Source organism: Cryobacterium sp. Y11 (assembly GCF_002929535.1).
Classification (GTDB): Bacteria; Actinomycetota; Actinomycetes; order Actinomycetales; family Microbacteriaceae; genus Cryobacterium.
Genome location: NZ_PJJO01000061.1, coordinates 232,484 through 254,473, shown reverse-complemented (window position 1 = coordinate 254,473; position 21,990 = coordinate 232,484). Strand labels below are relative to the sequence as shown.

Sequence of the window (21,990 nt, the reverse complement as noted above, 5' to 3'; positions counted from 1 at the left end):
CTGGTCACCCCACTGCCGCGCACCGTGCACGTCGACGGCGCCGGACCAACCGCACAGCACGTGCGCTCGCTGCTGGCCAACCTCGGAATCGAGGAACCCGCTCTTGGCGACGACCCGGAACTGGCCGTGTTAATCGGGCAGTATGTCTTCTCCCCCGAGCGTCACGGGCACTGGCTGCGCCGCGATATTCCGCACCTGCCGGTCGTCTTCAGCGACAGCGCCGCGCGCGTCGGACCACTCATCGAACCGGGCCGGGGGCCATGCCTGACCTGCCTGGAACTCGCGCACGTCGACGACGATCCGGCCTGGCCAGCCATGGCCTGTCAGCTTTCGCTGCGCCAGGCCCCGAGTGAAACGCCCAGATTGAGCTTTGAAGTCGCCGCCCGGGTTGTCGGGCTCGTGCAGGATCGCCTCGAATCGGGCCGATCAGCGGCCTTTGCGCTATCGCTGCGGATCGACGCCGTCACCGGAAGTGTTACGAGGCGCGTGCACCGGCTGCACGCGCGCTGCGGCTGCCAAGCTCTTCCAGAAAACGCGATCGCTCCCGAGCTGCACGTGCCTGCACACCCGACGACGACCAGCTCAGTGCAAGCCGTTTCCGGGCCCGGGTGATGCCGACGTAGAGCAGTCGGCGTTCCTCGTCGATTTGCTCGAACGTGCTCGCGTAGCTGATCGGTACCAGGCCCTCGCTCAGACCGACCACGAACACGGCATCCCACTCCAGACCCTTGGCCGAGTGCATCGTCGCGAGGGTCACAGCCGACACCGTCGGTTCGTGCTGGCCAGCCTGGCGTTCCATCAGCTCGTCGGTGAACGCTCGGAACGTGGTTCCCGGGGCGGCCTGGTCGACCAACCCCATCAAGGCATTGAGTGATTCCCACCGCGCCTGCACCGCGCCGCGCGTCTCCGGGGCGGTCTGGCTCCAACCGAGCGAGCGCAACACATCGCTGACCGATTTAAACAGCGGTTCCCCAATGATTGAAACGGATGCCGCGCGCAGGCTCATCACCGCCTGCTTCACCTCTGGCAGGTCGAAGAACCGTTTGGCACCTCGAATCTGATAGCTCACCCCCACCTCGGTCAGCGCCGTTTCGAGCAGCGCCGCCTGCACGTTCACCCGAAAGAGAACGGCCACGTCTTCGGGTTTGGTGCCCGTACCGATGAGCTGCAGAATCTGTTCGGCGACACCGCGGGCCTCGGCCATATCGGAGGCGTAGCCGCGCACCGTGGGATCTGGACCGGCGTCGGATTGCGCGGCGTGCAGGGTCAGGGCGCCCGAGCGGCCGCGCATGAGCTGGTTGGCGGTGGCTACGATGGGCGCGGTCGAGCGGTAGTTCTGCTCGAGCCGCACGACGGTGGCGTCTTCATAATGCTTGGGAAAGTCGAGGAGGTAGTCGCTGCGGGCACCGGCAAAGGAGTAAATAGTCTGGCTGGCGTCACCGACGACGCAGAGGTCGCGACGGTCGCCAAGCCAGAGCGCCAGCAGGTCATGTTGCAGCGGCGAGACGTCCTGGTATTCGTCGACGACGAAGAACCGGTACTGCTCGCGCACCTGCAGCGCCACCGAGGGTTCGGCCTCGATCATGCCGGCCATGGCGAGCAGCACGTCTTCGAAGTCAATCTGCTTGCGATCGTCTTTGAGCTTCTCATAGGTCTGTTGCAGGGCGACGACCTGGTCGACGTCGAGCCTTCCTGGCAGGCTGCGGCGGGCGATGCCGGCCGCGTACTGCTCGATGCTCAGGCCGCTGGTCTTGCGCCATTCCACCTCGGCGGCGAGGTCGCGCAGGGTGGCCGTGTCAAGTTTGAGGTGCAGGGCCTCGGCGGCGTGCCCGAGAATGCGGCCCTTGCCGTCGAGAATGCGCGGCGCCTGCCCGCCGACCACGTGCGGCCAGAAGTAGTTCAGTTGTGAGAGTGCTGCGGCGTGAAAGGTACGGGCGGCCACTCCCCCGGCACCGAGCTGACGAAGACGACCACGCAACTCGGCGGCGGAACGACTCGTGAAGGTGAGCGCCATAACCCGGTTCGGGGCGTAAGCGCCAGTCAGCACGCCGAGCGCGATGCGGTGCGTGATGGCGCGGGTTTTGCCGGTTCCGGCGCCGGCGAGCATGCAGACCGGGCCGATCAGCGCTTCGGCGGCAATGCGTTGCTGCTCGTCGAGACCGTGCAGCAGCGAGTTCGCTGTGATCGTCACGGGCGCATCAGTTCCGTCGCCGCCGGCAGGGGCATACCGAGCCAACGCTCGATCATGGCGTGCGCGATGGAGGACGGGCCGGGCAGCAGCATCCACTCGCCGGCGTCAAGCAGGTCTTGGCGGCTGAACCACCGCAGCGCCAGAATCTCGGCACCGTCGGGCAGTAGGTCGCTGGCCTGCTGGTCATCGGCGAGCCGAGCGGTGAAGCCACACATGATCGAGGCCGGAAACGGCCACGGCTGGGAGCCGACATAGACCGCTTCGGTGACGCGCAGGCCGGATTCTTCAAACATTTCGCGGATCACGGCCGCTTCGAGGGTCTCGCCGGGCTCGACGAATCCGGCCAGTAGCGAGTACCGGTTGTTCTCCCACATGGCGTTAGAGCCGAGCAGAATGCGATCGTCGGCGTCGGTGATGAGCACGATGACGGCCGGGTCTGTGCGCGGAAACACCTGGCTGTTATCGACCGGGCAGCGGCGCACCCAGCCGCCCTCCTCGACCAGGGTTGCGGCGCCGCAACGCGGGCAGTGCGCGTGCGAGGCATGCCAGTTCAGCACGCCAAGCGCCTCGGTGAACAGGCCGGCATCACGGTCATCGAGCACGGTGGCGAGGGTGCGCAAGGCCGCCCAGCGTGTCTCGTCCGGTTCTAGGCGGGCGGCGGCGTCATCCTCGAGCTGCACGGCAACGATGCGGGTACCGGCAGACTCGGGCAGATCAGCGGGCAAAGACCGGCCCAGGTAGACGCGCAGACCGGCGTTTTCCAGGCTCGTCGGGGACAACAGGGCGAGGCGCACGGCGGTCTTGGTCGCCTCGGTATTGGGCGCATCCTGCGGCGCGAGAAGAATTTTGCCGTGCCAGATGGGCACAAGGCGGGTGGCGGCATCCGCCCAGAGCTGATCGAACAGCTCGGGCAGGCCGCGGGTGAGGTGGTCGCGGTCAACCGCCTGGCGAGACAGCGGCAACCGCGTCGTGAAAGTGAACGACATGGTTTATCTCCGAGCTCTGCGAGAACGCGTACGTGTGTATGGAGGCGTGGCGTGGCGAATAACCGCCAGGCCGCAAGTCGATCTAACCTAGTAGGTATGGCCAGAACTCAACTCACTCTAGCCGCGTTAGCCACCTCCGCTGTTCCGGGGCTCGACGTGGCCTACGCCCGCAAGCACAGTGCCGGCGCGCACGGACTGTTCGACTCGGCGCTCGTCATTGACAAGGCGGGTCGGGCGCTGATTATTCGCGTTCCCACCAGTCAGTCGGCCGAAACCGAGCAGTCCGCGGACCTCGTTGCGCTGCGCGCACTCACCACCGGCAATCGCAGCCGGCTGCCGTTCGACGTGCCCGAATATGTCGGCCAGACTCCGATTCAGGGCACCCGCGCGATCGTCTATGAGCTGCTGGCCGGCGACAGCTTTGACGCGGATGCTCTCACCGGGCACGAGGGCGTCTCCGGGTCGATCGGGCGGGCCATCGCCGCGATCCACTCGCTGCCAAGCGCGTTTATCGGCACCGCCGGACTGCCCCAGCAGAGCGCCGAAGAGTGCCGCAAGGATGCCATCGATCTGATCGACCGGGCCGCCAACACCGGTTATTTGCCCGCAGCGCTGCTGCGCCGCTGGGAACAGGCCACCGACGACGACGCCCTCTGGCAATTTGCCCCGGCCGTGGTGCACGGGGCGATGTCGGCCGATTGCATTCTGATCACCGACGATGCCGTGTCGGGTATTCTCGGCTGGTCTGGCCTCGCCGTCGGCGATCCGGCGCGCGACCTGCACTGGCTGCTGGCCGCTCGCGGGAATGCCGCCGAAGTGGCCATCACCTCGTATTCGACGGCTCGTCAGGGTAGCGACAGCCACATCACCCAGCGCGCCATGCTCTACGCCGAGTTGGAATTGGCCCGCTGGTTGCTGCACGGCTCTACCAGTCACGACCAGACCATTGTCGATGACGCCGTCGCGATGCTCGACGGCCTGGTCGACACGGTGCACAGCCACACGCAGCAGCCTCTCTCCCCCAAGACCGGCCCGATCATGAGCGTCGGCGACGTGGAGAACATGCTCGACCACATGCCGCACGCTGCTCGTGATTACGACCAGCACGCGGCAATGCACACGGACAGCTACGACTTCTCGGGGCTCACCTCTGACGCTGACTCTGACTCTGACTCTGACTCTGACTCTGACGAAGCGGATTCCGACGACTCGCGCACCGGGGCGACCGCCGCTGACCAGGCCGCGAGAAGGTCAGCCTCCGAGTAGAGCCGATCGGGGGCGACGACCGTGTCGTCGGCCACGAAGTAGAACACCGCGTCGACGATGCTCGGATCGATCCCCTTCCAGCGCGCGTAGGCCAATCGATAGAGGGCGAGCTGGGTTTGTTTCAGCTCCAGATCGGCGGCGTTCTTGGGTGCACGCCCGGTTTTCCAGTCGACGACCTGGTAGCCGGTGTCGGTGCGATAGACGGCGTCGAGTTTGCACACAAAGACCTGCCCGGCGAGCACATGGTGAATTTCAATCTCAACGTCGACCGGCCGACGATCGGCCCATTCGGAACGTTCAAAGGTGGCCTGAAGCACCGCAAACTGCTCCTGCTCTGGCACGGCGAGGTCACCCAGCGTTCCGGTACCCCCGTCGTCATCGTCGACATCTAGTTCGTTCACGCCGGCGTCGACCCGGTCGGTGCCGGTAGCACCGCCGGCGCGACGTTCCACCCAGGAGTGGAACAGGGTGCCGAGCCGGGTTGCCCGATACGGGCGCTGCGGCATCGGACGGCGCAGTTCGGCGGCAACTCCCGCCGGGTCGTCGACGTAGTCCTTGAACCGCGAGGCCGGGATGCGGGTAGGGACGGGGGCAACCGCGCCGCCGGCCAGCCGCAGCGCGCGTTCTTCCAGGAGCAGGGTAACCGCGTGCGTCCAGCGAGTAGGCACATCCGCCTCGCTCGCGCTCACCAGCGTGGCCGCAGCCTCGACCACCGCCCGGCGGCGGCCGAGCGGGTCAAACGGCCACAGTTCGGTGCCGTCGTCCGCGGAGGCTGGTTTCTCGGGCTCGGCGCTCGTGTCCGGGATGGCCGGAATCAGGCCAGCTTCGACGAGTTCCGTGAGATAGCGGCTGGGCTTGCGCGCCGTCAGCCCTGCGCCCCAGAACGAGCCGGTAAGGAATAGCTCGCGCTTGGCCCTGGTAGTGGCCACGTAGATCAGGCGGCGTTCTTCGTCGTCGTGCCGCGTCGCCAGCTCCTCCTTGTACCTCTGATAGGCCAGATCGTAATCGAGCTGGCTGTCGTGCCCGGCCAGATCGAGCTCGGGCAGCTCTGACCGGTCGCCGCGAAAAGCGTAGGGCAGTTCGCCAAAGCGCAGCCACCCGCTGGTGTCGCGGGCTGCCGCTGGCAGGCTCTTCTCGACGAGGTTGGGAATGGCGACGAAATCCCATTCGAGGCCCTTGGCGCCGTGAATGGTCAGTAACTGCACGGTGCCGTGTTCAGAGGCTTCAGCGCGCGGGCCAAGGTCATCTTGCAGCTCGGCGCGTTTCAGCCAGCGCAGAAAGCTGGCCAGGGTGCCCTGTTCGTCACTGTCGAGAAAGGCCGAGACCGTGTCGTGAAAGGAATACAGGTTGGCCAGGCCGAGGTCGTTGGCCTCGTTTGCGATCAGTTCGATATCGAGCCGAAATTCCTGTTCGATCAGGCGTACGAAGTCGAGCAGTGGCAGCCCGGCGCGGGATCGCAGCCAGGCCAGCTGACGGCCGGCCGATTGTACGCGGGCTCGACCGAGTTCGCTGAACCCGGCGAACTGGCCGTGCGAATCGGGTGCGCTGCCCAGAAAATCGAGTGCGTCGACGAGGGAACTGCCCTCATCGCCGGCGACGGATGCCCGCAGCTTGCCGCGGAGATCGGCCGAGATGGCCTTCTGGGCCCAGTCGTGCCGGGCCAGCCAACTGGCAACGTCGGCGAGCGCCTGCAGGTCACGCGGGCCGACCCGGTAGCGGGCCCCGCTCAGCAGCCGCACCAGCTCGCTGCCGGCGGCTGGGTCGTGCACCACGCGGAGTACGCTCACCACATCGGCGACCTCGGGGGTGGAGAGCAACCCGCCGAGTCCCAGCACGTGGGCGCGCACGCCGTGGGCGCGCAGCACCTCGGCGAAGTATTCCATTTCGCGGCGCGCCCGAAACAGCATGGCGCCGCTGCGTTCGACCTGACCGTGGTCGCCGACCAGCCGCGCGGCGAACCAGTCGGCAATGGCACCGGCCTCCTCGGCGATGGTCTCGGCCATGAGCGCATCGACGGCGCCCGTCCGGGCTGTCGGCGGAACCTTGAGCGTTTCGACCTGGATTCCGCCCGGCTTGGCACGAAGCGCGGCGCTCAGCGGGTCGACGAGGGCGTTGGCGGTGTCGAGCACGAGCGCGGGGTTCCGCCAGGTGTAGGACAGCGACATGGTCGGGGCCGCTAGGGCTGGACTGACGTCGCTGGTGTTGAAATCACTGGTGTTGAAATCTCGACCAAAGCCGAGCAGGTTTGCACTACTGGCGCCGCGCCATCCGTAAATCGACTGGTGAGGATCACCGACGGCCATCACCGGGTGGTTGCGAAACAGGGTGTGCAGCAGCTCGGTTTGCAAGACCGAGGTGTCTTGGTATTCATCGAGGAGGACCACGCGGTATTGGTCGCGGTAGCGATCAACGACGATGTCAACCTTCTGACAGACCTGCAGCGCTAGGGCCACCTGGTCGGAGAATTCAATCAGGCCAAGGCGACGCTTCTCGCTGCTGTAGCGGGCGGCGAGTTCGGCCAACACCGGCAACGGGGCGACCGCGGCCAGGGACTCAACGACAGAACCGTACGGCGTCTTCTTGCGTGGGTTGCCGTAGGGCAGCTCGGGCAGATAGGCGAAGCTGTCGGCCAGTGCCCTGAGGTCGTGCGGTGCCCCCGGCCTGCCGCCGCGAAACTCCGGCGGATTTTCGGCCAGGGCGCGACTGAGCTGCAGCACGGCGTCGGTGACGAGGTCGAGGCTTTTACCGAACGGAACGAGCCTCCCGTCACCGTGGTCGATGACGACGCGTCGGGCGAGCAGCCAAGCGCTCGTTTCGCTGAGCAGCACCGACTCGGGTTCGCGGCCGAGGAGCAGGGCGTTGTCGGTGAAGAGCCGACTGGCGAAGGAGTTATAGGTCGACACGCTCGGGGTGTTGAACAGGTCGGAAGATTGTGCGCCGCTACCGTCAGCGTCGATCACCGGGATCAAGCCAGCTTCGTCGAGTTCGGTGATGCGCTTGTTGATGCGTTCGCTCAGCTCGCCGGCCGCCTTACGCGTGAAGGTGAGTCCGAGAATCTGGTCGGGCCGGGCATGGCCGTTCGCGAGCAGCCAGAGCACCCGGTTGGCCATGGTTTCGGTCTTACCGCTTCCCGCTCCGGCGACCACGAGGGTCGGTGTGAGCGATGCTTCAATGACCACCTGCTGTTCGAGAGTTGGCGGGGGCAGTTTGAGCGCGGCGGCAATGTGGAGGGCGGAGACCCCGGTGGTGGTAGGACTCATGAGCTGACCTGCTTGATGATGTGGATGCGACAGGACCCGTGAGCCCTGGGGTCGAGACAGTGCGCGGTGATCTCGGCAATGAAGGTGGCACCGCCCATACCGGCGGCGTCCGAACCGACCCGGGTGCGAAATGCCTCGAGTTGCTCCGGGGTGAACGCGGGCTGGGTGGGATTTCGGTAGTTCTGTTTGACCGTGCCGGAGGAAACGATGACCAGGCGCGCGCCGGCCAGAGCCATGTCCGAAGACACGCCATCGATGGCGCCCTCCTGGAAGGCCAGCTGGTAGGCGCCGAGTTGCGGATGCTCGGCGACACCGGCATCGCTGATCGCGTCACCCTTGCCCGTTTTCAGATCGACGATCACGGCCCGCCCGTCGGCCTGGCGTTCCACCCGGTCAATGGTGCCCGAGAGCACGGCTCCGCTGAGCTCTAGCTGAAACGTGCCTTCGGCGCTGAGCAACTCGCCGCCGCCGCTCTCGAAATCGAGCAGGTAGGAGGCGAGTCGGTCAGTCAGGGCGCGCGCTGCGACTTTCTGCACCCGGGACTGCCAGTCGGCGTCGAAGTCGAGTTCGTTCCAGCGCGCTTCGACCCCCTGCCAGAGGGCCTCGGGGCGCCGATCGGTGCTGTCTTCCATCACCTTGTGAATAATCGTGCCGAGGTTGGCTGCCGTATTGGAGTTGCCGCCGCCGACCTGACCGATCAGCCAATGCAGCGGGCAGGTTTCGAAGGCGGCCATCCGCGACGGCGAGACGCGCACCGGCGCATCGCCGGCCTCGGGATCGTTGAGCGGCCGCACAGTGCTCGGGTCGGTCAGACCGTACCACTCGCCCGGCGAAGCTCCTGGCACGTTTTCGGCGGCCAGCCGGGAGAGGGTTGCGGCGGCATCCGCTGCCCGAGTGGCCGAATCGGTGCGACCCGGCGAGTGGATGGCGCGGGTCAGGTCGCGGCGCAGCCGGCCGGCCAGGCCGCGCAGCGACACGGGATAGCGGGCCGGGTCGTCAACATCGAGGGCATCCTCGGGTTGGGGAAGCAGACGTAAAAACACGGACGGTTCGTTTTCTTCATTGTTGACGGCCGTGACGAGCAGTTCGGTCGTTGCCCGGCTGGCGGCCTGGGCGAACATGCGCAGTTCGTCGTGCAGCACCTGGGTGCGGGCATCGGTCGTCGCTGGGTCGTGACCGGAGACGAGATCGGCCAGATCGCCGGCGCCGAGCAACGAGCCGCGGATGCGCAGGTCGGGCCAGACGTTGGCCTGCACGCCGGCGAGCACGACGATGTCGAAATTGAGGCCGATAGTGCTGCTCGGGGTCGAGACGGTAACGGCCGCACCGAGGGCGCGCGGCGCGAGGGTGTCTTCGGGCACATCGGTGTCGACGAGGTGTTCCAGAAAGAGCACCGGCGGAGCGGCAGGAGTGCGTTCGACGTAACGCTGCGCGGCCGAGAACAGGGCGACGACGGCGTCGAGGTTGTGGTTGGCTTCGTCGGCGACGATTCCGGTTCCCGTGGATTGTTCCTTCCATTCACGGTCGAGTCCGCTGCGCTGCCAGAGGCCCCAAAGCAGTTCTTCGATGGTCGCACCGGCGGCGTATTCGACGCTCGCCTGACGCAGGCTCGCCCCGCAGCCGGCCGCACGGCGTGCCGTGCGGTTGTCGATAGTGGCGAGCAGGTCCGGGTCGTGCAGGGCTGCGACGAGCAATTCGTCGGCGCTGCGCGGGGCGGGCGGGCGGGCGGGCAGGTCTTGTTCGGCCAGCTCTGGCTCGGCCGGTTCGTGTTCGCCCGATTCGTGCTGGCCCGATTCGTGCTGGCCTAGTTCTTGTTGGCCTAGTTCTTGTTGGCCTAGTTCTTGTTGGCCTAGTTCTTGTTGGCCTAGTTCTTGTTGGCCTAGTTCTTGTTGGCGCAGTGCGGCGCGCAGCCGGCGCAGGGTGATCGGGTCGAGTCCGCCGAGCGGGCCGCGCAGCAATTCGATCGCCGACTCCGCGCTGAGCGGCTTGCGCCCCAGCGTGACCTCGAGGGCAAGAATGAACGCCTTGACCGCGTACTCATCGCGCAGCGCAGTGCTCGCGGTCGACACCTGGGTCGGCACCTCGAGCGCGGCAAGCCCCTTAGAGATCGACGGTACGAGCGAACCGGTACGAACGATCACGGCCATCCGCGACCACGGAGTGCCGTCGATGACGTGACGTTCGCGCAGCAGCCGGGCGATGACGGCAAGCTGGTCGGCTGGGCTGGTCGCGACGACGGTGTGCACCGAGGGGTCTGGCGCGGACTCGGGCGCGGCAGCGGCAGTAGCGGTAGCGGATTCAGCCAGAGTTAGATTGCTGTCGAGCTTTGAAATAGTGGAAGGTTCGGCCGACCCACCGAGTGCGAGTGCATCGTCGCTGACCGTCGGCCCACCGTCACCGTCGGGCTCAGCGAGCGCACTGGCCGCGGCACGCTGGGTACCAGCCGCAGCAGCGCCGATGCGACTAGTGATCTGCGCAATGACCTGGCGGATGCCCGCCCCGTGCCGGTAGACCGTCTTCAGCACGATCGGCCCGGCCACACGGCCTCCCCCCGAGCTCCCGGCAGCATCAGCGAGGTACTCGTCGAGGCGACCCAGGGCGTCCGGATGCGCACCGTGGAAGGACCCGGTACTGATATCGGGGTCGCCGACGGCAATGATCGCGACTCCACGCGCACGAAATTGCGCGAGCAGGGTTAGCGTGGCCTGGGTCACTTCTTGAGCGTCGTCGAGCACGATCAGTCGTAAGCCGGCCAGCGTGCCGAGCGTTACCGCGCCGGCCAGCCCGGCCTCGGCTCCCGCCACAATCGCGGCGGCATAGCGGGCGAGTTCGGTGGAGTCATACTGCCCGGGCCTGGCCTGGTCCTTGGACTCTTCGTAACCGCGTATGAATTCGGCGGCGGCAACCCACTCCGGCCGGCCCAAGGCAAAGCGCTCCAGCTGGGTCGGGGTCACGCCGTACTCGACGGCGCGCATCATGAGGTCGCGCAGTTCGGTGCGAAACCCCCTCAACTGACGCACGTCGGCGCCGAGGGTATCCGGCCAGATCGGGCCGGTCGGCGCCCCGGCGGCCTCGTCGTCGAGGTGGCCCTGCAGCAACTCGGCGATGATCTGGTCTTGCTCGCCGCCGGTGAGCAGCGTGGGCACCGGCCCGCCGGCCCGGGCTACAGCCGAACGCACAATCTGGAACGCGACGGAATTGGCGCTCCGCGCGAGCGGCCCATTGGTCGGCACCGCCAGGCGCAGGGCCAGCCGGTCGCGTAGCGCCGTGGCGCCGGTGCGGGTCGGCACCAAAACGAGCACCTCACTCGGCGAATACCCGCGGTTCAAGACCCGGTCGGCGACAAGTTCAACGAGCGTGCTGGTCTTGCCGGAGCCGGGCGCACCGATCACGGCGACGCTCACCCCGTCGGGGAGGTCGAGAACGGCCTGCTGGTCGGTGTCGAGGTTGTGGTTGGTCACAATTCAACGGTAACGGGTTGCGCCGACAGTGAAATCGGTCAGGGCGGTGGTGCGTTCTGTCGTAATCTGGGCGCAAGGCTACGAAAGGCAATTCGGTGGATATTCGCATTGGTATTTTTAACTCTCCCCGGGAGATCGGTTTTGAGACTTCGCAGCCAGCGACCGAAATTGAGGAGACCGTTGCGGCGGCCCTCTCCGGTCAGACCGGCTATTTGAAGCTCAGCGACAGCAAGGGTCGCGTCTACATCGTTCCGACCGTCGGCCTCGCCTACGTCGAACTCGGCAGCGAAGAGTCGCGTCGCGTCGGCTTCGTCGCCTAAAACACCATGGAGCTGTTGTTTGTCGCGCTGTTCGGCGCGATCATCGGGCTCGGCGCACGGTATTTTCTGCCCGGACGCTCCACGCAGGGTTCCGTGCTGGTGCCTGCGATCGGAACGGTCGCGGCATCCGCTCTGTGGGTGGGACTGACCTGGCTCGGCTGGAATTGGGCCGGTGGATGGATCTGGTGGGTGTCCCTCGGGGCGTCCGCCGCAGCATCCGTCGTCGTAAATCTATTGATCAGCCGGCGACGCATTCACGCTGACCAGCGGATGCTGCAGACCCTCGCCAAGGTCGGCACCGCGTAGCTGTTAGTCAGTGAGCCACCGCCTGTACCCGCCGGACGCGGGTCAGGCGGTGAGGCCCAGGCCGTCCATGCGACGGGTGTGCGCGGCGATCAGCTCGGTGAAGACCGGCTCGATGCGCGCCTCGTTGCTGCCAGCTCGGCCGCTGGCCGGATCGGCAGCCGGCATGGCCGAACGCGCAACGAGCAGGGTGTCCCCGACCAGTCGGCGGCCCCACATGGCGAGGCGGGAACGGAGGGCTTGATCGTCTTCGATGGCGCTGTGCAGCTCCTGCACGAGCACGCTCGTACCGGAATCCTCGCCGAGCAGTTGCGCAACCCGAGGCCCGATGTCCCGCGGCAGGCCGTCAGACAGGCGAATGAAAAAATCGTCGAGCAACCCGCCGGCTAGATAGCAGCTCAGAAGCAGTTCGTGCCAATCGGCGCCGCTGATCTTGGCCCGAAACTCGTCGAGCCCTGCAACGAACGGTGCCATCTCGGTGGCCGGTTCATGGCCGCGACGACGAATCTCCGTGATCAGACCGTGGTGTTTGCTCAAGGCCCGCCCGGCAGCGGCGCTGAGGCCTTCCTTCACGGCAAGGTTCGGCGCGGTGGCGACGGCCCTGGCCAAACTGTCAAACTCGCCAAGCTCGCTGTAGGCGGCCTGACCGAGAAAATGCTGTATTCCCGGCGCGAGCGCACTGATGTCTACTTTTTCGGTTGGTTTGAACACCCCACGGGCGGAAAGCCGTGGAGCTTCATTGCGCTGCGGGCGCCGACCGAACCACGTGACCACGGGCTTAGCTTAGAACAGCGCGCCTGTGGGCGCTGTACAGGCGGGGCAGTAAGGTGGAATTACGTCGCCGACAAGGATCGGCGGCCGCTGCCCGAGACGCAAAAACGGGCGCATTTCGCTTCCAGTTAATGACAGGCATACATTCGTGACTTTCTCCGAACTTAATATTGACCAGGATATGGTCGACTCCCTTGCTGCCAAGGGCATCCTCGAACCCTTCCCCATTCAGACCCAGACCATTCCCCTCGCCCTCGCCGGCCAGGACATCATCGGCCAGGCCAAGACCGGCACCGGCAAGACCTTCGGCTTCGGCCTTCCGGTCATTCAACGCCTCGGCCTCGATCCCGAGCCCGGCGTGCAGGCGCTCATCGTCGTTCCGACCCGCGAACTGTGCGTCCAGGTCTCCGAAGACCTCGAGCTCGCAGCCGCCGGCCGGGGCACCAAGATCGTCTCCATTTACGGCGGCAAGGCCTACGAAGGCCAGATCGAACAGCTCAAGGCCGGCGCGCAGATCGTCGTCGGCACCCCCGGACGCCTGCTCGACCTGGCCAGCCAGCGCCTGCTGAGCCTGGCCAACGTTCGCGAAATGGTGCTGGACGAGGCCGACAAAATGCTCGACCTCGGTTTTCTGTCCGACATTGAGAAGCTCTTCGCGCAGACTCCGGCTACCCGCCACACCATGCTGTTCTCGGCGACGATGCCCGGACCGATCGTTGCCCTGGCCCGCCGCTTCATGAACCGCCCCATTCACATTCGCGCGACCGATCCCGATGAGGGCCTGATGCAGGCCAACATCGAGCACCTCGTCTACCGCGCCCACAACATGGACAAAGACGAGGTCATCGGCCGCATCCTGATGGCTGAGGGACGCGGCAAGACCATCATCTTCACCCGCACCAAGCGCGCGGCGGCGAAGCTCGTTGAAGAGCTCGGCGACCGCGGCTTCAACGCCACCGCCGTACATGGCGACCTGAACCAGGAACAGCGCGAACGCGCCATGGCCAGCTTCAAGAGCGGCAAGAAAGAAATTCTGATCGCAACGGATGTCGCCGCTCGCGGCATCGACGTGGAAGACGTCACCCACGTGATTAACCACACCATCCCCGAAGACGAGAAGGCATACCTGCACCGCGTTGGCCGCACCGGCCGCGCCGGCAAGACCGGAATCGCCGTGACCTTCGTCGACTGGGACGACCTGCACAAGTGGTCGTTGATCAACAAGGCGCTCGATTTCGGCCAGCCGGAACCGCTGGAGACCTATTCTTCGTCACCGCACCTCTACACCGACCTGAACATTCCGGCTGGCTCCAAGGGCCGCCTGCGCGCCACCCCGGTGAAGAATGTCGGTGCCGGTGAAGGTCGCGCCGGCGACGGTCGCACCGGTGGTGCCGGTCGTTCCGGCGGGGCACGCTCCGGCGGCCGTTCTGACTCGGGCCATGCAGACTCGGGTCGGTCAGACTCCGGTCGGTCGGGCGCTTCGCGCTCCGGTCGCGGCGCGGGTCGCGGCGAGTCCACTCGCACCGCCGCGCAGCCGGCTACCACCCCGGTGGCCACGGGTGCCGACGATTCGACCCGCCCACCCCGGTCGCGCACCCGCGTGAGTTCCAGCACCAACCCGGATGCCCCGGCCGCGACGCCGGCCGCCGGCACCCACGACGGCGGCGGAGCCGAGCACCACGACGGCAACAATGCCCCGCTGCGTCGCAGCCGCACCCGTCGTCGCTCGCCGCAGACCGGTAGCACGATCTAGTAGCTCGCAGACTCATGACCGTCCGGCATCCGGGCTGCCCCGCTTCGGCCGTGGCAGTCTCGGGGCCGGGCGTTTCGGTGTGAGCAGCGCCGCGGCATCCGCTGAGAAAAGCAGTTAGCCGTAGACGGGGGCGGAGCCGCGGCCCTGCTCGATAATGCGCTCGAGCACCTCGGGGGCAGTCGAGTTTTCGCCGAGACGGTTGGGCTTGCCAGCACCGTGGTAGTCGCTGGAGCCGGTCACGAACAGCCCGAACTTGGCGGCGAGTTCACGCAGCCGCGCCGTGGGTTCCGGTTGGTTCTCGCGGTGGTCGAGTTCGAGGCCGAACAGTCCTGCCTCGACCATCGTCTTCAGGCTGGATTCGGCCACGACGTCGCCGATGCCGCGCGTGGCGGGGTGGGCAATGACCGGCACTCCCCCGGCGGCGCGCACGAGCTTGATCGCTCGGAGCGGTTCGGGAGCGTAATGGGGCTGAAAGTAACCGGCCTTCCAATGCAGGATGTCGGCGAAGGCCGCGCTGCGATTGAGCGCGTGGCCTCGGGCGACAAGGGCGTCCGCGATGTGCGGTCGGCCGACGGTGGCATTGGGGGTGGTTTGGGCGAGCACGTCATCCCAGCTCAGTGCGTAGTCGACTCCGATGCGCGCCACCATCTTTTCGGCCCGAGCAAGTCGGGCGGCACGCACCCGGGTCATTTCGGCGAGTAGGGACGAATCGGCCGGGTCAAAGAGATATGCCAAAAGATGCACACTGGCGTAGTCCACCCTGGTACTGAATTCCATTCCCGGAATAAATGTCAGATGCTCAGCACGCGCGGCAGCGGATGCTCCGGCCCAGCCCGCCGTCGAATCATGATCGGTCAGGGCGATGGTGCCGAGCCCGGCAACGGCGGCAGCGTGCACAAGTTCGGCGGGGGTCTCGGTTCCATCCGACACGCTCGAATGCGCGTGAAGGTCGATCGGACCGTGAAACTGCCGTGCAACTACCATGACCCCATGCTACTTGGACAGGTCAGCTCACCGGCCGCGGCCAGCTGCCTCGGGCCGACCGCCAGCATCCGCTCGTCTCAGCGTCTGCGACGCTCCGGTCGGGCGTCGCCCAGGGTGCGGTGCGAGAATGGGCAAATGGCTGATATCACTGCTTCCGCTCTTATTCCCGCCGCGCGCTCGAACGAGAACCGTTCGACGACACCGGGATCCACCGGCTTCAAGGCCTTCATCGCGAGCGGATGGGCGGAACGCACCGACGTGCTGCCCCCGACCCGAGAGCAAGCCCCCTTCGCCGCAGCGCGCCGCGAGCGTCTCTCCGTGAAGTATCCGGGGCAGCGCCTGATCATTCCGGCCGGCCGGCTTAAGCAGCGCTCCAACGACACCGACTATGCCTTCCGCGCCCATTCCGCGTTTGCGCACCTCACCGGCTGGGGCAGCGACAGCGAACCCGGCGCCGTGCTTGTGCTCGAACCGGCTACGGGCGGCGGCCACGAGGCCACGGTGTACTTTCGGGAGCGCGCCGGTCGCGATTCCGACGAGTTCTACGCCAACCCCGATATCGGTGAATTCTGGATCGGCCCGCGCCCGTCGGTCGAGCAGGTCGCCAGCGACTTGGCCCTGTCCGTGCGCGGAATCGCCGACCTCGCCGCCGTGCTGCAGGCCGTCGACACCGAAACACTCGTGCTCCGCGAAGCCGACCCCACCTTTACCGAGCAGGTCGATGAGGCGCGCCTGCGCTTTGCCGCCGAACGAGTGCTCAGCAGCAATGCCTCCGATGCGCCGTTCAGCATCGAGATCAACGCCGAGCACGAGCCAGACAAGGCGCTCGCCCGCGACGTCTCCGAGCTGCGCCTCGTGAAGGACGCCTGGGAGATCGCCCAGATGCGCCTCGCCGTCGCCGCGACCGCCCGCGGATTCGACGATGTCATCGCCGACCTACCCCGCTCCAGCGTGCACGCTCGGGGCGAACGCCTCGTCGAGGGTGTGTTCAACACGCGCGCCCGCAGCGATGGCAACACGGTCGGCTACGACACCATCGCCGCGTCCGGCCCGCACGCGTGCATTTTGCACTGGACCCGAAACGACGGTGTCGTTGCTCCCGGAGACCTGATTCTCATCGACGCCGGCGTCGAACTCGACAGCTACTACACCGCGGACATCACGCGCACCCTGCCCGTCAACGGTGTCTACAGCGAGGTGCAGCGTCTGGTCTACGAGACCGTGCGCGAGGCAGCGGATGCCGCCCTGGCCGTCGTTCGCCCCGGCGCCATTTTCCGAGATGTGCATGCCGCTGCCATGACCGTCATCGCGAAGCGCACCGCCGAATGGGGCATGCTTCCGGTCACCGCCGAGGAGGCCCTGCAACCCGAGAACGGTCAGCACCGCCGGTACATGGTGCACGGCACCAGCCATCACCTCGGCATCGACGTGCACGATTGCGCGCAAGCTCGTCGTGACATGTATATGGACGGCGTACTCGAGCCCGGCATGGTCTTCACCATCGAGCCGGGCCTGTACTTTCAGCCCGACGACCTCACCGTACCCGCCGAATTCCGCGGCATCGGAGTTCGCATAGAAGACGACATCCTCGTAACCGCCACCGGAGCCGAGAACCTCTCAGCCGCTATCCCCCGCACCGCCGCCGAAGTCGAGGCCTGGATAGCCGCACAGCAGCACTAACAGGTTCGTGAGAGCGCACAAAGTGCCCGATTGAGAGTGTCACTGGGCTCTTTGTGCGCTCTCGCGTGATTACACGGGGGGCGTTGGGGGGATGGTGGGGTCTACGGGTGCTGGGTCGGGGTCGTGGACGCCGGCCAGCAGGTTTCGGGCTCGGTTGACCAGGTCGGGCGTGACGATGATCTGGTAGTTGCTCGCGATGACCTGCATCGTCGAGGTGAAATCGCGGCGGCGCCGGTTGATCGCGTAGCTCGCTATGCCGAGCAGCATGCCGAATCCGGCACCCATGATGAGGGCCGCGAACACGAATGGCAGGCTCGACCCGGTCGGCGAAAACAAAAAGAACAAAATCCCGAAAAAGATTCCCAGCCAGGCACCGGATGCCGCGCCAGCGAGCGCGACGCGCCCGTAGGTCAGTTTGCCGGTGACGCGCTCGACACTCTTCAGGTCATTGCCGACAATCGAGAGCGTTTTCACCGGAAAATCGGCCTTAGCGAGCGTGTCGACGGCGCCCTGCGCGTCGGCATACGTGTTGTAGGTCGCAAGAACCTCACCACGTGGCAACACCGGGGGCAGGACCGGGCGACGCCGGGAGAATAGGCCTTGGTTACTCATGACGCCATTCTTTCACGCCCGCCTGTTCGTCTCTGGTGCGCCGCCGCAGGGTATCGCGCCCGCCACCTTGCCAACTGTCATGCGCGCCCGACCGCCATTGTCAGTCGAGTGGCCTACATTTATATTGTGAGTGCCACCAGAGTTTTTGTTGCCCGACTGGCCGGGTGCACCGTTTTCGACCCCGCGGGTGACCGCGTGGGCAAGGTGCGCGATGTTCTTGTGGTGTATCGAAAAAACGACCCGCCCAGCGTGGTCGGTCTGATCGTGGAGATCCCCGGCAAGAGGCGCGTCTTTGTGTCGATCAACCGCGTCACCAGCATCGGCAGCGGTCAGGTCATCACGACCGGCCTGATCAACGTGCGTCGCTACGAACAGCGCGGCGGCGAAGTGCGCGTCATCGCTGAACTTCTCGGCCGCAAGGTACTGTTCACCGACGGGTCCGGTGAAGCCACGATTGAAGACGTCGCGATTAAAGAGGGCACGGAAGCCGACTGGGCAATCAGCCAACTGTTCGTGCGGCGCCCCAAGACCAGCGCCTCGCCATTCGTCAAGGGCGTCACGACCTTCGCCACCTGGGCCGAGGTGCGCGAGAAAGAGACCGAGGGCCAGGCGCAGTCCGCCGAGCACCTCATTGCGACCTACTCCGACCTCAAGCCAGCCGACCTCGCCAACACCCTGCTCGACTTGCCGCGTGAGCGCATGTTCGAGGTGGCCGGCGAACTGCCGGATGACCGCCTCGCCGATGTGCTCGAGGAGATGCCCGAAACCGATCAGGTCGGCATTCTCACCAGCCTCGGTGATGCCCGCGCTGCCGACGTTCTCGACCAGATGCAGCCAGACGACGCGGCCGACCTCATCGCCCAGCTGCCAGAAGAGCGCGGCGAGCAGCTGCTCGACCTCATGGAGCCCGAAGAAGCAGAAGACGTTCGTTTTCTGCTCTCCTACGCACCAGACACCGCTGGCGGACTCATGACGACCGAACCGATCATCGTCTCGGCCGACGCCACCGTCGCCGAGGGGCTGGCGCGCATCCGTCGTCACGATCTGGCGCCGGCCCTCGGCGCGGCGATCTGCGTGACCCTGCCCCCGTACGAAGCACCCACCGGCCGTTTTCTGGGCATGGTGCATTTTCAGCGGATGCTGCGCTACCCGCCCCACGAACGCCTCGGCACGCTGCTCGACGCCGGCCTCGATCCGGTGACCGCAGACACCTCGGCCGCCGAAGTCAGCCGCATTCTTGCGAGCTACGACCTCGTTTCGGTGCCGGTGGTCGACGAGAAATACCGATTGGTGGGGGTGGTGACGATTGATGACGTACTCGACTACCTGTTGCCAGACGATTGGCGCAGCCACGATGGCAATGATGATGTACGCCGCCGCGCAGCAGCCCGCAGCGAACTAAGAACCGGTAGCATTCCGCTGCCCGGAGCGCACAGGACGACTCGTGGCCCGCAATAACCGCGCCGACCTGCGCTTAGACGCGCCCAAGGGTCTGCGCTCCAGTAATCTTGTTGGCCGTGGGCGCGCTGGCCAGGGTCGTGACCGGTTCGGCCGTTTTACGGAGTCCATCGCTCGCGGCATGGGCACCCCGTGGTTTCTGCTCGGACTCACCCTGTTTGCCGTGGCGTGGATCTCCTGGAACACGCTTGCCCCTGTATCCTGGCGATTCGACTCCGTCGCGCTCGGTTTCATCGCGCTGACCCTGGTGCTCTCGATGCAGGCGTCCTATGCAGCACCCATGATTCTGCTGGCGCAGAACCGTCAGGACGACCGCGACCGCGTGCAATTCGAGCAAGACCGGCAGCGGTCAGAGCGCACCCTCGCCGACACCGAGTACCTCGCCCGTGAGGTTGTGGCTCTACGCATCGCAATCAAGGACATGGCCTCGAAAGACTTCATCCGCGCGGAATTGCGGGCGTTGCTCGAGCACCTGGACGAGCGCAGTCACCTCGACGAGCGCAGTCACCTCGACGAGCGCAGTCACCTCGACGAGCGCAGTCACCTAGCTGGGCACAGTGACGAACGCCCCGACTCAGACAGTACCAACGAAAGCCGCCCAACCGAATGACTCCGGCCCCATTGACTCCTGCCCCATTGACACCAACGATTGAGCGTATCCGCTCCCGCGTGTTCACCGCCCTGGCCGGGGTGACCGACCCCGAGATTCGTAAACCGATCACCGACCTCGACATGGTGTCGGGCGTCACGGTGACCGACGACGGGCAGGTGAGCGTCGGCATCCGCTTGACCATTGCCGGTTGCCCAGCCGCACAACGCATCGAGAGCGACGTTCTCGCAGCCGCGGAGTCGGTGTCAGGACCCGGGCGCGCGAGCGTCGAGGTGGCCGTCATGACGCGCGAGCAGCGCACCGCGCTGACCGAGAAGCTGCGCGGCGGCCAGGTCGAGCGCACCGTGCAGTTCGGACCTGAGTCACTCACCCGCGTCTATGCGATCACGAGCGGCAAGGGCGGCGTAGGCAAGTCCACCGTCACCGCGAACCTAGCAGTCGCTCTGGCCGGCGAAGGGCTTCGGGTGGGCATCGTCGATGCCGACGTGCACGGCTTCAGCATTCCGGGCCTGCTCGGCCTCGTGCACGACGGCCTCGCGGTCAAGCCGACCCAGGTCGGCGACATGATTTTGCCGCCGATCGCGCACGATGTGAAGGTCATCTCGATCGGCATGTTTATCGATGACGCATCGGCCGCAGTGGCCTGGCGCGGCCCCATGCTGCACCGCACCATCAAACAGTTTCTCACCGACGTGTACTTTGGCGACCTCGACGTACTCCTGCTCGACCTGCCGCCGGGCACCGGCGACGTTGCCATCACCGTTGGCCAGCTGCTGCCCCACGCTGAGGTTATCGTCGTGACCACCCCCCAGTCGGCGGCGGCCGATGTGGCCGAACGCAGCGGCGTCGTCGCCCGGCAGACCGGGCAGAGCGTCTACGGCGTGATCGAAAACATGTCGGCGATGCTTCAGCCAGACGGCACAGTGTTTGAGCTGTTCGGCTCTGGCGGCGGCGACGAGGTCGCCCGGCGCCTGTCGGTCGGTCAGGATGCACCGGTGCCGGTGCTCGCGCAGGTTCCGCTGAGCTTGGCCTTGCGCAGCGGCGGCGATTCCGGACTGCCGGTCGTTCTGGGCGCGCCGGATGACCCGGCAGCGCGCGCCATTATCCAGCTCGCCCACCAGATGAAGACTCGGGCCCGCAGCTTGGCGGGGCTCAGCCTCGGCCTCCGGCCGACTCAGCGTCCCTAAAACTGCGGTTTAGGTGGCCTCGAAATCAAACGGGGCCGGCTCAAGCGCGGCCAGGGCTGCATCCCTGGCACGTTTGCGTTTAAGATAGGCGCCTTCGGGGTTGGGCTCTGCACGAGAAATCGCTGCGGACGCTTCCTTGAGCGGATCCTCCTCGGCGAGAGCTTCCCGGATAATGCGGCGCGGATCATACTGGCGCGGGTCAAGTTTTTTCCAGTCCAGATCGTCGAATTCCGGACCCATCTCGTCGCGCATGCGGTCCTTGGCCCCATTAGCCATGTCGCGCAATTGGCGAACGAGGCGACCCAGCTGGGCGGCATAGTGCGGCAACTTATCGGGCCCGAGCAGGAAGACAGCGATAATCCCGATCAGAAGTATCTTTTCGAATGTCAGCCCAAACATGTCCCTAGAGTAACTGTCCGGCGAGGCATCCACGAACCATACGCGCCTCGGCCCTAGTCTTGACCTAACCATCTACTGGAGTTACTTGTGTCTGACATTGAACTGAACTGGAAATTCACCGACGACTACGTCGTGGAGTCCGAAGCCATCCTTCGCGCACGCCAGCAATCCCTCGAACTGGGCATCGACGCGATCGCGCCGTCCGTCGGGGCCCAATCCGCCGTCATCGCCGCCGCCACCGGGGCGCGCAGCATTCTTGAGGTCGGTACAGGGGCGGGAGTGTCCGGCATCTGGCTGCTCACCGGAGCGCCCGGCGCGACCCTCACCTCGATCGATACCGAGGTCGATCACCTGCAGCATGCCAAGGCGAATTTCACCGAGGCGAAAATTCCGGCCAACCGGGTACGCCTCATCACCGGCAAGGCTGGTGAGGTGCTGCCGCGTATGAATGAAAATTCGTACGACATCGTTTTCATCGACGCCGACCCCCAGTCGGTCATTGAATACGTCGAGCACGGATTGCGGCTGGCCCGTCCCGGCGGAACGGTGCTCGTCGCCCACGCCCTGTGGCGGGGGCGCGTGGCCGATCCGGCCCAGCGCGACGACGTCGCGACCGGCTTTCGCACGTTACTGACCGAGATCGCCGCGTCGAGCGCCGTGATCAGCGCGCTCTCCTCCGTCGGAGATGGCCTGCTGCAGATCACCAAGCTGCGCGCCTAAACCACCGCACATACACGAACGGCTGTGCA

Annotated in this window: 16 protein-coding genes and 1 pseudogene; 9 read left to right on the top strand and 8 right to left on the bottom strand. The window is 66.0% G+C overall.

Annotation, left to right across the window (positions count from 1 at the left end; genetic code table 11):
- Nucleotides 1-475: 475 nt before the first annotated feature.
- Both CXY75_RS17800 and nudC read right to left on the bottom strand, forming a co-directional pair.
- Entirely contained in the window at nucleotides 476-2,191 is a 1,716-nt protein-coding gene (locus tag CXY75_RS17800) for an ATP-dependent helicase (RefSeq protein ID WP_369826750.1), read from the bottom strand.
- Nucleotides 2,188-3,177: an NAD(+) diphosphatase gene (gene nudC / locus CXY75_RS17795; protein WP_104084129.1), complete on the bottom strand. Its 990-nt coding sequence runs from the start codon at nucleotides 3,175-3,177 to the stop codon at nucleotides 2,188-2,190. Before nudC ends, CXY75_RS17800 begins: the two co-directional genes overlap by 4 nt.
- Nucleotides 3,178-3,273: 96 nt before the next feature.
- On the opposite strand from nudC, the gene CXY75_RS21160 reads away from it, so the two are divergent.
- Nucleotides 3,274-4,443, top strand: a complete 1,170-nt coding sequence (locus CXY75_RS21160; RefSeq protein ID WP_104084128.1) for a phosphotransferase — start codon at nucleotides 3,274-3,276, stop codon at nucleotides 4,441-4,443.
- Nucleotides 4,444-4,463: 20 nt separating this feature from the next.
- On the opposite strand, the pseudogene CXY75_RS17785 reads toward CXY75_RS21160, so the two are convergent.
- A pseudogene (locus tag CXY75_RS17785) lies at nucleotides 4,464-7,703 on the bottom strand (UvrD-helicase domain-containing protein); the annotation flags it as partial.
- Complete coding sequence (locus tag CXY75_RS17780; protein ID WP_104084126.1) at nucleotides 7,700-11,164, bottom strand: UrvD/REP family ATP-dependent DNA helicase; 3,465 nt, start codon at nucleotides 11,162-11,164, stop codon at nucleotides 7,700-7,702. The pseudogene CXY75_RS17785 and the gene CXY75_RS17780, both read right to left, overlap by 4 nt.
- Nucleotides 11,165-11,259: 95 nt before the next feature.
- Between CXY75_RS17780 and CXY75_RS17775 the strand changes: the two genes are divergently transcribed.
- Nucleotides 11,260-11,484: a DUF3107 domain-containing protein gene (locus tag CXY75_RS17775; RefSeq protein ID WP_092108379.1), complete on the top strand. Its 225-nt coding sequence runs from the start codon at nucleotides 11,260-11,262 to the stop codon at nucleotides 11,482-11,484.
- A 6-nt stretch (nucleotides 11,485-11,490) separates the two neighbouring features.
- Nucleotides 11,491-11,790 (top strand): hypothetical protein, encoded by a 300-nt coding sequence (locus CXY75_RS17770; RefSeq protein WP_104084125.1) that lies wholly within the window; start codon nucleotides 11,491-11,493, stop codon nucleotides 11,788-11,790.
- Nucleotides 11,791-11,832: 42 nt separating this feature from the next.
- On the opposite strand, the gene CXY75_RS17765 is transcribed toward CXY75_RS17770, so the two are convergent.
- Nucleotides 11,833-12,561: a ferritin-like fold-containing protein gene (locus CXY75_RS17765; protein WP_104084124.1), complete on the bottom strand. Its 729-nt coding sequence runs from the start codon at nucleotides 12,559-12,561 to the stop codon at nucleotides 11,833-11,835.
- A 145-nt stretch (nucleotides 12,562-12,706) separates the two neighbouring features.
- Between CXY75_RS17765 and CXY75_RS17760 the strand changes: the two genes are divergently transcribed.
- The gene (locus CXY75_RS17760; RefSeq protein ID WP_104084123.1) at nucleotides 12,707-14,311 is read left to right on the top strand and encodes a DEAD/DEAH box helicase; all 1,605 of its coding nucleotides are present in this window, start codon (nucleotides 12,707-12,709) and stop codon (nucleotides 14,309-14,311) included.
- A 114-nt stretch (nucleotides 14,312-14,425) separates the two neighbouring features.
- Here the strand turns inward: CXY75_RS17760 and CXY75_RS17755 are convergent, their stop codons facing one another.
- The gene (locus tag CXY75_RS17755; RefSeq protein WP_104084122.1) at nucleotides 14,426-15,295 is read right to left on the bottom strand and encodes a PHP domain-containing protein; all 870 of its coding nucleotides are present in this window, start codon (nucleotides 15,293-15,295) and stop codon (nucleotides 14,426-14,428) included.
- 135 nt (nucleotides 15,296-15,430) lie between these two features.
- Here CXY75_RS17755 and CXY75_RS17750 point away from each other — a divergent pair, with 135 nt between their 5' ends.
- A complete protein-coding gene (locus CXY75_RS17750; RefSeq protein ID WP_104084121.1) occupies nucleotides 15,431-16,975 on the top strand; it encodes an aminopeptidase P family protein in 1,545 nt (514 codons plus the stop codon).
- Nucleotides 16,976-17,044: 69 nt separating this feature from the next.
- Here CXY75_RS17750 and CXY75_RS17745 read toward each other — a convergent pair whose 3' ends face one another.
- On the bottom strand, nucleotides 17,045-17,587 hold the full coding sequence (locus CXY75_RS17745; protein WP_233202002.1) for a general stress protein: 543 nt from the start codon (nucleotides 17,585-17,587) through the stop codon (nucleotides 17,045-17,047).
- A 126-nt stretch (nucleotides 17,588-17,713) separates the two neighbouring features.
- Between CXY75_RS17745 and CXY75_RS17740 the strand changes: the two genes are divergently transcribed.
- Genes CXY75_RS17740 through CXY75_RS17730 form a run of 3 tightly spaced genes read left to right on the top strand, consistent with a single transcriptional unit; the run spans nucleotide 17,714 to nucleotide 20,842 of the window.
- A complete protein-coding gene (locus tag CXY75_RS17740; RefSeq protein WP_104084120.1) occupies nucleotides 17,714-19,045 on the top strand; it encodes a magnesium transporter MgtE N-terminal domain-containing protein in 1,332 nt (443 codons plus the stop codon).
- Nucleotides 19,032-19,655 carry a DUF1003 domain-containing protein gene (locus CXY75_RS17735; RefSeq protein ID WP_104084119.1) on the top strand — a complete coding sequence of 208 codons (624 nt, stop codon included), beginning with the start codon at nucleotides 19,032-19,034 and terminating at the stop codon, nucleotides 19,653-19,655. The genes CXY75_RS17740 and CXY75_RS17735 overlap by 14 nt, the downstream gene beginning before the upstream one ends.
- Nucleotides 19,652-20,842 carry an Mrp/NBP35 family ATP-binding protein gene (locus CXY75_RS17730; protein ID WP_104084118.1) on the top strand — a complete coding sequence of 397 codons (1,191 nt, stop codon included), beginning with the start codon at nucleotides 19,652-19,654 and terminating at the stop codon, nucleotides 20,840-20,842. Before CXY75_RS17735 ends, CXY75_RS17730 begins: the two co-directional genes overlap by 4 nt.
- A gap of 9 nt (nucleotides 20,843-20,851) precedes the next feature.
- Here CXY75_RS17730 and CXY75_RS17725 read toward each other — a convergent pair whose 3' ends face one another.
- Complete coding sequence (locus CXY75_RS17725) at nucleotides 20,852-21,241, bottom strand: sec-independent translocase (protein WP_104084117.1); 390 nt, start codon at nucleotides 21,239-21,241, stop codon at nucleotides 20,852-20,854.
- An 87-nt stretch (nucleotides 21,242-21,328) separates the two neighbouring features.
- On the opposite strand from CXY75_RS17725, the gene CXY75_RS17720 reads away from it, so the two are divergent.
- Nucleotides 21,329-21,961, top strand: a complete 633-nt coding sequence (locus CXY75_RS17720) for an O-methyltransferase (protein WP_104084116.1) — start codon at nucleotides 21,329-21,331, stop codon at nucleotides 21,959-21,961.
- The last annotated feature ends 29 nt before the right edge of the window (nucleotides 21,962-21,990 follow it).

What these genes read in the sequence shown, in the direction of transcription:
- CXY75_RS17770 (WP_104084125.1), top strand. Translation starts at nt 11,491, where the DNA reads ATGGAGCTGTTGTTTGTCGCGCTGTTCGGCGCGATCATCGGGCTCGGC.
- CXY75_RS17730 (WP_104084118.1), top strand. Translation starts at nt 19,652, where the DNA reads ATGACTCCGGCCCCATTGACTCCTGCCCCATTGACACCAACGATTGAG.
- CXY75_RS17750 (WP_104084121.1), top strand. Translation starts at nt 15,431, where the DNA reads ATGGCTGATATCACTGCTTCCGCTCTTATTCCCGCCGCGCGCTCGAAC.
- CXY75_RS17745 (WP_233202002.1), bottom strand. Translation starts at nt 17,587, where the DNA reads ATGAGTAACCAAGGCCTATTCTCCCGGCGTCGCCCGGTCCTGCCCCCG.
- nudC (WP_104084129.1), bottom strand. Translation starts at nt 3,177, where the DNA reads ATGTCGTTCACTTTCACGACGCGGTTGCCGCTGTCTCGCCAGGCGGTT.
- CXY75_RS17755 (WP_104084122.1), bottom strand. Translation starts at nt 15,295, where the DNA reads ATGGTAGTTGCACGGCAGTTTCACGGTCCGATCGACCTTCACGCGCAT.
- CXY75_RS21160 (WP_104084128.1), top strand. Translation starts at nt 3,274, where the DNA reads ATGGCCAGAACTCAACTCACTCTAGCCGCGTTAGCCACCTCCGCTGTT.
- CXY75_RS17725 (WP_104084117.1), bottom strand. Translation starts at nt 21,241, where the DNA reads ATGTTTGGGCTGACATTCGAAAAGATACTTCTGATCGGGATTATCGCT.